The following is a 13,603-nucleotide window of genomic DNA, read 5'->3' on the forward strand; positions in this document are numbered from 1 at the left end:
ATTCGCCATGCGCCATCCCTTGCTGTCCGGCTTGTCCATCTGCCTGGCGCTGGCGCTCGGCGGTTGCCAGGCGAGCCTGCCACCCGTGCCTGCCTGGCAGGGGGCCGAAGGCCGCGACAACGTCCAGTTGGGGCAGATCATCGAGTTGTCCACCGGCCAGGCATTGAGCCCTGGGCAGCTGGTCCAGCGCCTGGCCGATGCGCCACGGGTGCTGGTGGGTGAAAAGCACGACAATCCCGACCACCACCACTTGCAGCTGTGGCTGCTGCGCGCCTTGGAGAGCCGCCGCGCGCAGGGCAGCCTGCTGCTGGAAATGCTCGAGCCGCAACAGCAGGCGCTGGTCGATGCGCAAAAGGGCAAGGCATCGCCTGCAGCCGACCTGCCGAAGGCGCTCGCCTGGCAACCCGGCTGGGATTGGGCGCTGTACGGGCCTATCGTGCGCGAGGCCCTTGGCCAGCCATACCCGCTACTGGCGGCGAACCTGTCGCCCGATGAAATCCGCCAAGCCTATCGCCAACCGGCGACACCTCCGGGCGAGCGCTCCAATGCGCCGGCAGTGGTGCAGGCGTTGCTGGCACAGGTGCGTGCCGGCCACTGCAACCTGCTGCCGGAAAGCCAGCTACCGGCGATGCTGGCGGTGCAGCAGCAGCGTGACCGGCGCATCGCCGAGCGCTTGCTGGCCGCGCCGCAGCCGGCGCTGTTGCTCACTGGCAGCTACCATGCGCGCAAGGATCTCGGCGTGCCGCTGCACCTGGCCGACCTGGACGCCAAGCCCGAGGACAAGGTGCTGTTGCTGGCGGAAGTGGGGGAAACGGTCGAGCCGGCCATGGCGGACTTCGTCTGGTACACCCCGGCGACACCGGAGCAGGACTACTGCGCCCAGCTGCGCAAGGGCCACTGAATCGCAGGCAAAAAAAGACCCGGCAAAAAGCCGGGTCAATAACCGTGATTAGCCTGATGAGGAGATAATCTGAGCGTCCGAACCAGGGAGCATTCAGGTTACCCAACCGGTCTCGCGACCAGTTGTGATAATCATAACGATTCTCATTTCGTAGTCAATGTCTTTGCACAATTATTTTTCGTTCTTTTGTGATTGGGCTGGGCACTTGGCATCGAGCTGCTGGTTCAACGCCTGCTTGCGTTCGACCGGCAGGTCATTCCAGTGCATGTCCAGCAGGGCGCCCTCGATGGCGTACAACAACACCTTCGAAGCCCGGAATCCTCGCGTTCTCACGGCCTGATAGGCACCCACCGCGCCGAGCCGGCGCAGGTCCGATGCACTGTGGATGCCGACAGCATGCAGCCATTGCGCGGAGGTCTTGCCAAGGTTTTTCAGATGCTGCAATTCATCGTTCATCGAGCCTCCTGGCGATGGCTGAACGGGTCGTGGGGATAAATCGCGAGCAGGTCAATGAGGAGTGTAGCGGGGGTTGTGGATTACGCGGCCTTTTGCCATCGGGGCCGACGGGATGTAGCGTTCTGGCTGAACGGGAGCGGGCAAACGTGGGAGCGGGCTGGCCTCGCGACGGCGATCGCAGGGGCTGATGCTATCGCGGGGCAAGCCCGCTCCCACGTGTATCCGTTCCCGCAAGGCTCGTTGCCACAGCCTTGTGCAGGCCAGGCGCTTATCCGTGGCGTGGGCTGCGATAGCGCATCCGCGTCCCGAACTTCACCGACATCAGGATCTCGTCGGCACTCAGCTCGGCCGGGAAATACGTCCCGGAGATTTGCGCATGCGCCAGGCTCGCCCCTTCCAGGCCATTTTCCCGCAGGTCCAGCCCACGCAGGTCGGCGGCGCGGAAGTAGGCATCGGTGAAGTCGATGCCACGCACATCCAGGTCGCGCAGGTCCAGGCCACGGAAATCACCGCCGCGAAAGTCGATGAGCGAGTCGGTGGGCTTCTCGCGGTTGAACGCCGCGATCTTCTCGTCGCGGATCATCGCAAACAGTACGTTGTCCAGCTGACGGGGTTGATTCATGGCGGCGCCTCCTCCGTGGGGTGTGATGATATTGTAATGCCATCACTGGAGGGGCGCCGGACTTCAGGCGTGAACTGTCGACTGCTTCACGCCTGGCGGCTCAGAGGCCGGGCAGGCGTTGGCGAATCTGCTCGATTACCTTGTTCATGTTGTTGGCGTCCTGGGTGTCGACGCGGGTGCTTTGCGCCAGTTCCTCGGCATCCAGCGGATCGCGGCTGGCCTGTTGCGCCTTGACCACCTCCAGGGTGGCGTCCGACGGGTCGACGGCCTCGGCCTGGCGTTGCGCCAGCCAGCTGGCGATCACCGCGTCCGGGGCTTGGCAGTCGAGGATCAGGAACGGCACGCCGGTCTCGCTGGCGACCTCGGCCGCTGCCTTGCGCTGCTCATGCTTGAGGTAGGTGGCGTCGAGTACCACCGGGAACCCGGCGTGCAGGATGATCGCTGCCAGCTCGTGCAGGCGCTGGTAGGTGGCAACGCTGGCCTGCTTGTCGTAGATGCCGGCCTCCAGATGACCGGCATCGGCCGCCGATTGCTTGCCGAACAGGCGCTTGCGCTCGACGTCCGAGCGCACGCGCACTGCGCCGAGCGCCTCGACCAGGCGCATCGCCACGTGGCTCTTGCCCACCGCCGAGACGCCCTGGGTTATGGCCAGCAGGCGCGAAGGGATGGCGCTGTAGCTCTCGGCCAGGTTGGCATAGTTGCGGTAGGTGCGCAGGGTGGTGGCGCGCTGCACGCCATCGGCCTCGGCCGGCATGCTGAACAGCGCGACCTTGGCCCGCACCAGGGCGCGGTAGGCCTTGTAGAAATTCAGCAGTTCCAGGCCCTGGTAGTCGCCGGTCAGCTCCAGGTACTGGCTGATGAAGCGCCGCGACAGGCACTTCAGGCCGCGGTCCTCGAGGTCCATGGCCAGGAAGCCGACGTCGGCGTAGACGTCGGTCAGGCGGAAGGGCTCGTTGAACTCGATGCAGTCAAAGATCACCACCTGGCCGTCGATCAGGGTGGCGTTGCCCAGGTGGATGTCACCGTGGCATTCGCGGATGAAGCCATTGGCCTTGCGCGCTTCGAGCAGGCCGTGCAGGCGTTTGAAGCTGTCCTGGGCCCAGGCTTGCAGTGCGTCCAGTTGCTGCAGGTCGGCCTTGTCGCTGAGGAACGGGCGGATCTGTTCGAAGTTCTGCTCCACCGGTGCCATCACCGCGTCCGGGGTGCCCAGGGGGTGTTCGACCGGCACCTTGGGCGCCTGCAGGTGGAACTCGGCGATCTGCCGGGCCATCTGGTCGATATGGCCGGCGTTCAGCTCGCCGTTGGCCTGCAGGGTGCTGAGCATCTGGCCCTGGGGGAACTGGCGCATCTTCAGCGCGTATTCGATCGCCGGGCCTTCGCCGTCGATCTGCGGCGCTTCGACGCTACCGGTGATCGGCAGCACTTCCAGGTACAGACCTTCGGTCAGGCGCTGGTTCAGGCGCAGCTCTTCGTTACAAAAATGCCCGCGCTGGTCGAGGCCGGTGAAGTCGAGGAAGCCGAAGTTCATCGGTTTCTTGATCTTGTAGGCAAACTCGCCGGTAAGCAGGACCCAGGAGATATGCGTCTCGATGAGCTCGAAGCCCGCGACAGGGTGCGGATAGAGGGCGGGGTTCTGTAGCGCGCTGATCAGGGCTTGGCTCACGGATCATCCTTCAGGGGTCAGGGAATTCGAATCGAACATTATGGTCAATGGTGCCGTCCCTGCAAACCGCCGAGGGGCGTCTGCCTCCCTTTTCCAAAGTGCGTATAATCCGCCGCCATGACTCGTACCCGAAATTCCCGCACTCCTAAAAAACGCCCGACCGGCCGTGCCCGTGCCTGGCTGGGCTGGGCGCTCAAGCTCAGCCTGGTCGGCCTGGTACTGATTGCCGGCTTCGCGGTCTACCTCGACGCCACTGTCCAGGAGAAGTTCTCCGGCAAGCGCTGGACCATCCCGGCCAAGGTGTATGCCCGGCCGTTGGAGCTGTTCGTCGGCCAGAAGCTGAGCCGCAACGACTTCCTCACCGAGCTCGATGCCCTCGGCTACCGTCGGGAAAGCGCGGCCAACGGTCCGGGGGCGGCGTCGGTCAACGGCAATACCGTCGACCTCAATACCCGTGGCTTCCAGTTCTACGAGGGCATGGAGCCGGCGCAGTTCGTGCGCGTGCGCTTCTCCGGCGATTATGTCGCGGGCCTCAGTGGTGCCAACGGCGGCAAGCTCGACGTGGTGCGCCTTGAGCCGCTGATGATTGGCGGCATCTACCCGAAGAACCTCGAAGACCGCATCCTTATCAAGATCGATCAGGTGCCGCCGTATCTGGTGGAAACCCTGATCGCCACCGAGGACCGCGACTTCTACAGCCACTTCGGCGTGTCGCCCAAGTCCATCGCCCGGGCCGTCTGGGTGAACACCTCGTCCGGCGCCATGCGCCAGGGCGGCAGTACCCTGACCCAGCAGTTGGTGAAAAACTTCTTCCTCACCAACGAGCGCAGTCTCAGTCGCAAGCTGACCGAAGCGATGATGTCGCTGCTCCTGGAAGTGCACTATGACAAGCACGAGATCCTCGAGGCCTACCTGAACGAAGTGTTCATCGGACAGGACGGCCAGCGCGCCGTGCACGGCTTCGGTCTGGCCAGCCAGTTCTTCTTCAGCCAGCCGCTGCAGGAGCTCAAGCTGCACCAGATCGCCCTGCTGGTGGGCATGGTCAAGGGCCCGTCCTACTATAACCCACGCCGCCACCCCGAGCGCGCCCTGCAGCGACGCAACCTGGTGCTCGACCTGCTCGCCGAGCAAGGCGTGGCCACTCAGGACGTAGTCGATGCAGCGAAGAAAATGCCCCTGGGCGTGACCAAGCGTGGCAGCCTGGCCGACAGTTCGTTCCCGGCCTTCCTCGACCTGGTCAAGCGTCAGCTGCGCCAGGACTACCGCGACGAAGACCTTACCGAAGAAGGCCTGCGCATCTTCACCAGTTTCGACCCGATCCTGCAGATGAAGGCCGAAACCGCCATGAGCGAGACCTTCAAACGCCTGGCCGGGCGCAAGGGCGCCGACGAAGTCGAGTCGGCGATGGTCGTCACCAACCCGGAAACCGGTGAGGTGCAGGCGCTGATCGGCAGCCGCCAGTCGGGCTTCGCCGGTTTCAACCGTGCCATCGACGCGGTGCGGCCGATCGGTTCGCTGGTCAAGCCGGCGGTCTACCTGACCGCGCTGGAGCAACCGAGCAAGTTCACCCTCACCAGCTGGGTGCAGGACGAGCCGTTCTCGGTCAAGGGCGCCGATGGCCAGGTATGGCGGCCGCAGAACTACGACCGCCGCCCCCATGGCACCATTTACCTGTACCAGGGCCTGGCCAACTCCTACAACCTGTCCACCGCCAAGCTGGGCCTTGAAGTGGGCGTGCCCAACGTGATCAAGACCATCGGTCGGCTGGGCGTGCAGGTCGATTGGCCGGCGTTCCCGTCGATGCTGCTGGGCGCCGGCGGCATGTCGCCGATGCAGGTTGCGACCATGTACCAGACCATCGCCAACGGCGGCTTCAACACGCCGATGCGCGGTATCCGCAGCGTGCTCACCGCCGAAGGCGAGCCGCTCAAGCGCTACCCGTTCCAAATCCAGCAGACCTTCGACCCAGGCTCGATCTACCTGGTGCAGAACGCCATGCAGCGGGTGATGCGCGAAGGTACCGGGCGCTCGGTATACAGCGTGCTGCCGAGTTCGCTGACCCTGGCCGGCAAGACCGGCACCAGCAACGACTCGCGCGACAGCTGGTTCTCCGGCTTCAGCCAGGACCTGCTGGCGGTGGTCTGGCTGGGCCGCGACGACAACGGCAAGACGCCGTTCACCGGAGCCACCGGCGCGCTGCAGGTGTGGACCAGCTTCATGAAGAAGGCCGACCCGCTGCCGCTGGACATGCCGCAGCCGGACAACGTGGTGCAGGCCTGGATCGACCCTTACAGCGGCCAGGGTTCCGACGGCAGCTGTCCGGGAGCGGTGCAGATGCCGTATATTCGTGGCAGTGAACCGCCCGCAGGCGCCGCCTGTGGCGGCGAGCAGAACCCGGCCGAAGAGGTGATGGACTGGGTCAAGGGCTGGATGAATTGAGCGCGAGCTTCTGAAGAGGGTGTGAAGTGAACAAGTGGTGGATTCCTGCCGTGGCGGCAGTGACCGTTCTGCACGGCTGTACCAGCGTCCCGCGTGGCAATATTCCGGTGGTCGATTCGAGCACCCGGGTCTCCAACAGCGAGCGCGTCTCGGCCAACCGCACGTCGGCTTATCCGACCAGCGGCGGCAGCAGCCAGGCCCAGTCATTGCCGGAAGACTCCGGCGTCACCGTGATGATCCCGCAAGGGACAGGCGGCGCGCCGATCCAGTCGTTCCCGGCAGGCACGGGCCCCGCACCGATCAGCACCGGTCCGATCACCCCGGGCCCGGTCAGCAGTGGGCCGATCACGACCAACCCCAACCCGATTGCCGACGAACCGTTCGACATCGCCTCGATGAGCAACCCGGCGCCGGTTACCAGCGCCCCGACCGGTATTCCGCGTGGCAACGCGTCCAGTGGTGGCTTGTCGGCCGACGAGCAGCTAGACGGCCCGGTGCTGGCCTTGCTCACCACTGCCCAGCAGCAGCAGGGCAGCGGCGACTTCAACGGTGCCGCGTCGAGCCTGGAGCGTGCCCAGCGCATTGCCCCGCGTGAGCCGCAGGTGTTGTTCCGCCTGGCCCAGGTACGTCTGTCCCAGGGCGATGCCGCGCAGTCCGAGCAACTGGCGCGCCGTGCCCTGACCTACGCCAACGGTCGCCCAGACCTGCAGGCCCAGCTGTGGAACACCATCGCCCAGGCCCGTGAAAAACAGGGTGACAGCGCAGGTGCCGCCCTGGCGCGGCAGAAGGCGCGGGTCAACCTGTGATGGAGCAGCGCATTCTCGATATTGCCGACCAGCTGCTGTTGATCGAGCAGGAGCTCAAGGTCCAGGGCTGGTGGAGCGACGCCACCCCCAGTGCCGAGGCGTTGGCCAGCGTGGAACCGTTCGCGGTGGACCGCATGGCCTTCGAACAGTGGTTGCAGTGGATATTCCTGCCGCGCATGAAGCTGATCCTCGAGCACGGGCACCCGTTGCCCAACGCCTCGGGCATTCTGGTGATGGCCGAGACGGTGTTCGTCGACCGCCCGGAACAAAGCCGCGAGCTACGGCGTTTGCTCGCAACTTTCGACCAATTGATCGCGCCTTCCGCCTGATTTCTACCGTTTTTCCTTCAAGGGCCGCAGATTGTGGCCCTTTTTTATGGAAATCTTATTTTTCCTGCTGCTGCTCGCGCCATTAGTGGTGGTGAGAATTCATCTTGATGAAAAATTGGCAATAATTTCTCTTGACTTGTGAGCGCCGAATCACAAGAATCCAGATTCCGCTGTAGAGGGACTGCCAGAAGCAGACCCGCTAAGCAGATCATGAGGCGCACACCCGCGCCGACTTGTAACACCCCGCAACGCGTTACCTCGCGCTGGGTGGGAAGGCCCGCAACACACCAGGGTATTCCCAATACTTGCTCAGTCAGTGCTGACGTTCGCTCATGCTCTGCTTGGCAGTAAACCTAATAAGACCCGCTCAGTGAGGGCGGTATTCTGGCGTTTTAGAGGTGAACAACGTGGAGCTCTTATCCGGCGCTGAAATGGTCGTCCGCTTTTTGCGCGACGAAGGCGTTAAGCACATCTACGGGTACCCTGGCGGTGCTCTCCTTCATGTTTACGATGCCTTGTTCAAGGAACCGGAAGTCCAGCACATCCTGGTTCGTCACGAGCAGGCTGCCACCCATATGGCGGACGGTTACGCCCGTGCCACCGGCAAGGCCGGTGTGGTACTGGTGACTTCCGGCCCAGGCGCGACCAATGCCATCACCGGCATTGCCACCGCCTACATGGATTCCATCCCGATGGTCATCCTGTCTGGCCAGGTGCCCAGCACCATGGTCGGCACCGATGCGTTCCAGGAAACCGACATGATCGGTATCTCCCGGCCGATCGTGAAGCACAGCTTCATGGTCAAGCACGCCTCGGAAATCCCCGAAGTCCTGAAAAAAGCCTTCTATCTGGCGCAGTCCGGCCGTCCCGGTCCGGTCGTGGTCGACATTCCAAAAGATATGACCAACCCGGCCGAGAAGTTCGAGTACATCTACCCGAAAAAGGTCAAGCTGCGTTCCTATAGCCCGGCCCTGCGCGGCCACTCCGGGCAGATCCGCAAGGCAGCCGAAATGCTCCTCGCGGCCAAGCGCCCGGTGGTCTACTCCGGCGGCGGCGTCATTCTCGGCGGCGGCTCCGAAGCCCTGACCGAAATCGCCAAGTCGTTGAACCTGCCGGTCACCAACACCCTCATGGGCCTTGGTGGCTACCCGGGCACCGACCGCCAGTTCCTCGGCATGCTCGGCATGCACGGCAGCTACACTGCCAACCTGGCCATGCACAACGCCGACGTGATCTTCGCTGTCGGTGTGCGTTTCGACGACCGCGTGGTCAACGGCCCGGCCAAGTTCTGCCCGAATGCCAAGATCATCCACATCGACATCGACCCTGCGTCGATCTCGAAAATGATCAAGGCCGACGTACCGATCGTCGGTCCGGTCGAGAGCGTATTGAGCGAAATGCTCGGCATCCTCAAGGAAATCGGCGAGCAGCCCGACAAGGCGGCGCTCGACGCCTGGTGGAAGCAGATCGACGAATGGCGTGGCGACGGTGAGCTGTTCCCCTACGACAAGGGCGACGGCAACATCATCAAGCCGCAACAGGTCATCGAGACCCTGTGCGAAGTGACCAAGGGCGATGCCTTCGTCACCTCCGACGTGGGCCAGCACCAGATGTTCGCGGCGCAGTACTACCGCTTCAACAAACCCAACCGCTGGATCAACTCCGGTGGCCTGGGCACCATGGGCTTCGGTTTCCCGGCGGCCATGGGCATCAAGCTCAACTTCCCCGACCAGGACGTGGCCTGCGTTACCGGTGAAGGCAGCATCCAGATGAACATCCAGGAGCTGTCCACCTGCATGCAGTACGGCCTGCCGGTGAAGATCGTCAACCTGAACAACGGTGTGCTGGGCATGGTTCGCCAATGGCAGGACATGTCCTACAACGGTCGCCACTCGCACTCCTATGTCGAGTCGCTGCCGGACTTCGTCAAGCTGGCTGAGGCCTATGGCCATGTGGGCATTCGCATCACCAGCCTGAAAGACCTCAAGCCGAAACTGGAAGAGGCTTTCGCGATGAAGGACCGCCTGGTGTTCATCGACATCGCGGTCGACCGGACCGAGCACGTCTATCCGATGCAGATCAAGGACGGCTCGATGCGTGACATGTGGCTGAGCAAGACGGAGCGTACCTGACATGCGGCACATCATCTCCCTGCTGCTGGAAAACGAACCCGGTGCCTTGTCTCGCGTGGTCGGCCTGTTCTCCCAGCGCAACTACAACATTGAAAGCCTGACCGTGGCGCCGACCGAAGACCCGACCCTGTCGCGTCTGACGCTGACCACCGTTGGCCATGACGAAGTGATCGAACAGATCACCAAGAACCTCAACAAGCTGGTCGAAGTGGTCAAGCTTGTCGACCTGTCGGAAAGCGCCCACATCGAGCGCGAACTGATGCTGGTCAAGGTCAAGGCCACCGGTGCCCAGCGCGCCGAGATCAAGCGCACCACGGATATCTTCCGTGGCCAGATCGTCGACGTGACCGCCAGCGTGTACACCGTGCAGCTGAGCGGCACCAGCGACAAACTGGACAGCTTCATCCAGGCCATCGGCACCGCATCGATTCTCGAAACCGTGCGCAGTGGCGTCACCGGCATTGCCCGTGGCGACAAAGTGCTCAGCATCTAACTTCAAAAATAGCGATGGCTCCGCAGGGGCCGAGATATAACCAGGGGTATTTTCATGAAAGTTTTCTACGACAAAGACTGCGACCTCTCCATCATCCAGGGCAAGAAAGTCGCCATCATCGGCTACGGCTCCCAGGGTCACGCCCAGGCGTGCAACCTGAAGGACTCCGGTGTGGACGTTACCGTCGGTCTGCGTAAAGGCTCGGCCACCGTTGCCAAGGCAGAAGCCCACGGCCTGAAAGTAGCCGACGTGGCCACCGCCGTCGCTGCCGCCGACCTGGTCATGATCCTGACCCCGGACGAATTCCAGGGCCAGCTGTACAAGAACGAGATCGAGCCGAACATCAAGAAAGGCGCCACCCTGGCCTTCTCCCACGGTTTCTCGATCCACTACAACCAGGTCGTTCCGCGTGCCGACCTCGACGTGATCATGATCGCGCCGAAGGCCCCGGGCCACACCGTGCGCTCCGAGTTCGTCAAAGGTGGCGGCATCCCTGACCTGATCGCCATCTACCAGGACGCCTCGGGCAACGCCAAGAACGTCGCCCTGTCCTACGCCGCTGGCGTTGGCGGTGGCCGTACCGGCATCATCGAAACCACCTTCAAGGACGAGACCGAAACCGACCTGTTCGGTGAGCAGGCCGTTCTGTGCGGCGGTACCGTCGAGCTGGTCAAAGCCGGTTTCGAAACCCTGGTCGAAGCGGGCTACGCCCCGGAAATGGCCTACTTCGAGTGCCTGCACGAGCTGAAGCTGATCGTTGACCTCATGTACGAAGGCGGCATCGCCAACATGAACTACTCGATCTCCAACAACGCCGAGTACGGTGAGTACGTCACCGGCCCTGAAGTCATCAACGAAGAATCCCGCAAGGCCATGCGCAACGCTCTGAAGCGCATCCAGGACGGCGAGTACGCGAAGATGTTCATCAGCGAAGGCGCCACCAACTATCCTTCGATGACCGCCAAGCGTCGCAACAACGCCGCTCACGGCATCGAGATCATCGGCGAGCAACTGCGTTCGATGATGCCGTGGATCTCGGCCAACAAGATCGTCGACAAGACCAAGAACTGAGTCTTGCGTCGATAATGAAAAACGCGGCTTCGGCCGCGTTTTTTCGTTTGCGCGGTCAGCTTCTGGTATAAAGCGACCAGTGGCTCGCTGTCAGAACCGTTTTGCAGAGCCCATGTCGAACATATTCCACCCTGTTGCAAGGTACTTTTCATGAGCGAACGTCCCGAAGAGCCGAACAAGCCCTCCGACGCCGAAAGCCTGCTACCTGTCGATGAGCACGTTGAAGAAGGCCACGACGCCGAAGGGCGCAAGGTGCGTCACCGCGGTATCTATCTGCTGCCCAACCTGTTCACCACCGCGAACCTGTTCGCCGGCTTCTATTCCATCATCAGCTCGATGAGCGCGCAGAGCGCCCTGAGCGCGGGTGATCCACGCGAGGCGAGCAAGTACTTCGCCTTCGCCGCCATCGCCATCTTCGTCGCCATGGTCCTCGACGGCCTCGACGGCCGCGTGGCGCGCATGACCAATACGCAAAGCGCCTTCGGTGCCGAGTACGACTCGCTGTCGGACATGGTCGCCTTCGGCGTGGCCCCGGCGCTGCTGGCGTTCGGCTGGGCCCTGGGCGACATGGGCAAGGTCGGCTGGATGGTCGCCTTCATCTATGTGGCCGGCGCGGCCCTGCGCCTGGCGCGCTTCAACACCCAGGTCGGCACCGCCGACAAGCGCTACTTCATCGGCCTGGCCAGCCCGGCGGCGGCCGGCGTGGTGGCCGGTACCGTCTGGGCGTTCAGCGACTACGGCATCCAGGGTTCCAAGCTGTCGTTCCTGGTGGCTTTGCTGGTGGCTGCCGCCGGCATGCTGATGGTCAGCAACATCAAGTACAACAGCTTCAAGGAGCTCGACCTCAAGGGCCGCGTGCCCTTTGTCGCGATCCTCGCCGTGGTGCTGGTGTTCGCCGTGGTGTTCAGCGATCCGCCGCGCATCCTGCTGCTGATCTTCCTCGCCTATGCTGCATCGGGGCCGATCCAGTTTCTGTTGCGGGCACGCCGTCGCAAATCCTGACAAGGATTTAATCGCGGAATAACCTGCCGGCTCCATAGTCTTACGTGTACATCAGTTACCCGTACTGTGGAGCCGCCATGCTCATCAAGCTTCCCCGATCCAGCGACTGCAAGTCGTCCGAGATCACCCCCGAAAGTTTCTACCTCTCCCGTCGCAAGCTGCTGGGCGCAAGCCTTGCAGGTGCAGCCCTGGGCGCCTTGCCCCGGTTGGCCGCCGCGGCGGAGGTTTCCCGCTATGCGGATGTCGAGGCGGGCAGCGCCCCAAGCTGGTTCACCGACAAGCTCGGCGCCACGCGCTGGCAGGCGGTCACCGTCAGCGGCGAGGCGATCACGCCGTTCAAGGACGCGACCCACTACAACAACTTCTATGAGTTCGGGCCCGACAAGGGCGACCCGGCGGCCAATGCCGGCAGCCTGAAGACCGAGCCGTGGAGCCTGGTGGTCGATGGCGAAGTGGCCAAGCCCGGGCGTTATGCGCTGGAGGATTTCGTCAAGCCTTACCAGCTTGAGGAGCGGGTCTATCGCCTGCGCTGCGTGGAGGCCTGGTCGATGGTGATTCCCTGGCTGGGCTTCCCGTTGGCCGAGGTGCTCAAGCAGGTCGAGCCAACCTCCAAGGCGCGCTATATCCGTTTCGAAACCCTGGAAGACTCCAAGAGCATGCCTGGGCAGCGCTCCGGCTTCGCCCTGATCGACTGGCCGTATGTGGAGGGCTTGCGACTGGACGAGGCGATGAACCCGCTGGCGATTCTGGCGGTTGGCATGTATGGCCGTGAGCTGCCCAACCAGAACGGCGCGCCGCTGCGCCTGGTGGTGCCATGGAAGTACGGCTTCAAGAGCATCAAGTCGATCGTGCGCATCAGCCTGGTGGCCGAGCAGCCTGCGACTACCTGGCAGGGTTTGGCGCCGGACGAGTACGGCTTCTATGCCAACGTCAACCCGACGGTCGACCACCCGCGCTGGACCCAGGCCCGCGAGCGGCGCCTGCCCAGCGGGCTGTTCAGCCCCAATGTGCGCGATACGCTGATGTTCAACGGCTATGCCGATGAAGTGGCGTCGCTGTATACCGGCCTCGACCTGCGGAAGAACTATTGATGCGCTATCCGTGGCTGCGCCTGGCGATCTTCGTGATCGGGTGCCTGTTTCCCGTGTGGTGGTTGTATGAGGCAGCCATGGGGTCGCTCGGCCCGGATCCGGGAAAGATCATGGTCGATCGCCTTGGCCTGGGGGCGCTGGTGTTCCTGTTGATCACCCTGAGCATGACACCGCTGCAGCGGTTGACGGGGTGGTCGGGGTGGATCGTGGTACGGCGGCAACTGGGGCTGTGGTGCTTTGCTTATATAGTGCTGCACCTGACGGCGTACCTGGTGTTCATCCTGGGGCTGGATTGGGGGCAGTTTGGCGTCGAGCTGCGCAAGCGGCCTTACATCATTGTCGGTGCATTGGGTTTTCTTGGCTTGCTGGCGCTGGCGGTCACGTCCAACCGGTATAGCCAGCGGCGCCTTGGGGCGCGGTGGAAGAAGCTGCACCGGCTGGTCTATGTGATTCTCGGGCTTGGGCTGCTGCACTTCCTGTGGATCGTACGCTCGGACCTGAAGGAGTGGGCGGTGTATGCCGCTATCGGGGGCTTCTTGCTGGTGTTGCGTATACCCCCGGTGTGGCGGCGTGTGCCACGGCTGGTGGGGCGGGGGAG

General features: G+C 63.2%; 13 protein-coding genes. 10 read left to right on the forward strand and 3 right to left on the reverse strand.

All coding sequences use genetic code 11. The features are described from left to right. The first annotated feature begins 7 nt into the window (after positions 1-7). Positions 8-901 (forward strand): ChaN family lipoprotein, encoded by an 894-nt coding sequence (locus AC3WL2_RS16710; protein ID WP_102683212.1) that lies wholly within the window; start codon positions 8-10, stop codon positions 899-901. 171 nt (positions 902-1,072) lie between these two features. Here the strand turns inward: AC3WL2_RS16710 and AC3WL2_RS16715 are convergent, their stop codons facing one another. From AC3WL2_RS16715 to AC3WL2_RS16725, 3 genes are all read right to left on the reverse strand, one after another. After that, on the reverse strand, positions 1,073-1,357 hold the full coding sequence (locus AC3WL2_RS16715) for a TfoX/Sxy family protein (RefSeq protein ID WP_046854091.1): 285 nt from the start codon (positions 1,355-1,357) through the stop codon (positions 1,073-1,075). Positions 1,358-1,625: 268 nt separating this feature from the next. Next, positions 1,626-1,979, reverse strand: coding sequence for a pentapeptide repeat-containing protein (locus AC3WL2_RS16720; protein ID WP_102683213.1), 354 nt, complete (start codon positions 1,977-1,979; stop codon positions 1,626-1,628). A gap of 100 nt (positions 1,980-2,079) precedes the next feature. Further along, the gene (locus tag AC3WL2_RS16725) at positions 2,080-3,642 is read right to left on the reverse strand and encodes a bifunctional aminoglycoside phosphotransferase/ATP-binding protein (RefSeq protein ID WP_102683214.1); all 1,563 of its coding nucleotides are present in this window, start codon (positions 3,640-3,642) and stop codon (positions 2,080-2,082) included. A gap of 117 nt (positions 3,643-3,759) precedes the next feature. Between AC3WL2_RS16725 and mrcB the strand changes: the two genes are divergently transcribed. The 9 genes from mrcB to msrQ form a co-directional block, all read left to right on the forward strand. Then, entirely contained in the window at positions 3,760-6,081 is a 2,322-nt protein-coding gene (gene mrcB / locus AC3WL2_RS16730; protein ID WP_102683215.1) for a penicillin-binding protein 1B, read from the forward strand. A gap of 26 nt (positions 6,082-6,107) precedes the next feature. Next, positions 6,108-6,887, forward strand: coding sequence for a tetratricopeptide repeat protein (locus AC3WL2_RS16735; RefSeq protein WP_102683216.1), 780 nt, complete (start codon positions 6,108-6,110; stop codon positions 6,885-6,887). After that, positions 6,884-7,216, forward strand: a complete 333-nt coding sequence (locus AC3WL2_RS16740; RefSeq protein WP_102683217.1) for a YqcC family protein — start codon at positions 6,884-6,886, stop codon at positions 7,214-7,216. The genes AC3WL2_RS16735 and AC3WL2_RS16740 overlap by 4 nt, the downstream gene beginning before the upstream one ends. A gap of 407 nt (positions 7,217-7,623) precedes the next feature. After that, the gene (locus tag AC3WL2_RS16745) at positions 7,624-9,348 is read left to right on the forward strand and encodes an acetolactate synthase 3 large subunit (protein WP_102683220.1); all 1,725 of its coding nucleotides are present in this window, start codon (positions 7,624-7,626) and stop codon (positions 9,346-9,348) included. A 1-nt stretch (position 9,349) separates the two neighbouring features. After that, positions 9,350-9,841, forward strand: coding sequence for an acetolactate synthase small subunit (gene ilvN, locus AC3WL2_RS16750; protein WP_003250040.1), 492 nt, complete (start codon positions 9,350-9,352; stop codon positions 9,839-9,841). Between the two features lie 54 nt (positions 9,842-9,895). Further along, complete coding sequence (ilvC, locus tag AC3WL2_RS16755; RefSeq protein WP_027917653.1) at positions 9,896-10,912, forward strand: ketol-acid reductoisomerase; 1,017 nt, start codon at positions 9,896-9,898, stop codon at positions 10,910-10,912. A gap of 150 nt (positions 10,913-11,062) precedes the next feature. Further along, positions 11,063-11,914, forward strand: coding sequence for a CDP-diacylglycerol--serine O-phosphatidyltransferase (gene pssA / locus AC3WL2_RS16760; RefSeq protein WP_028691215.1), 852 nt, complete (start codon positions 11,063-11,065; stop codon positions 11,912-11,914). 77 nt (positions 11,915-11,991) lie between these two features. After that, positions 11,992-13,005 (forward strand): protein-methionine-sulfoxide reductase catalytic subunit MsrP, encoded by a 1,014-nt coding sequence (gene msrP / locus AC3WL2_RS16765; RefSeq protein WP_102683218.1) that lies wholly within the window; start codon positions 11,992-11,994, stop codon positions 13,003-13,005. After that, positions 13,005-13,603: protein-methionine-sulfoxide reductase heme-binding subunit MsrQ (msrQ, locus tag AC3WL2_RS16770; protein WP_102683219.1), on the forward strand; the 599-nt coding region annotated here is incomplete at its 3' end. The genes msrP and msrQ, both read left to right, overlap by 1 nt.

The organism is Pseudomonas sp. FW305-96, assembly GCF_058783825.1.

What these genes read in the sequence shown, in the direction of transcription:
- AC3WL2_RS16710 (WP_102683212.1), top strand. Translation starts at nt 8, where the DNA reads ATGCGCCATCCCTTGCTGTCCGGCTTGTCCATCTGCCTGGCGCTGGCG.
- AC3WL2_RS16715 (WP_046854091.1), bottom strand. Translation starts at nt 1,357, where the DNA reads ATGAACGATGAATTGCAGCATCTGAAAAACCTTGGCAAGACCTCCGCG.
- AC3WL2_RS16720 (WP_102683213.1), bottom strand. Translation starts at nt 1,979, where the DNA reads ATGAATCAACCCCGTCAGCTGGACAACGTACTGTTTGCGATGATCCGC.
- mrcB (WP_102683215.1), top strand. Translation starts at nt 3,760, where the DNA reads ATGACTCGTACCCGAAATTCCCGCACTCCTAAAAAACGCCCGACCGGC.
- ilvN (WP_003250040.1), top strand. Translation starts at nt 9,350, where the DNA reads ATGCGGCACATCATCTCCCTGCTGCTGGAAAACGAACCCGGTGCCTTG.
- ilvC (WP_027917653.1), top strand. Translation starts at nt 9,896, where the DNA reads ATGAAAGTTTTCTACGACAAAGACTGCGACCTCTCCATCATCCAGGGC.
- pssA (WP_028691215.1), top strand. Translation starts at nt 11,063, where the DNA reads ATGAGCGAACGTCCCGAAGAGCCGAACAAGCCCTCCGACGCCGAAAGC.
- msrP (WP_102683218.1), top strand. Translation starts at nt 11,992, where the DNA reads ATGCTCATCAAGCTTCCCCGATCCAGCGACTGCAAGTCGTCCGAGATC.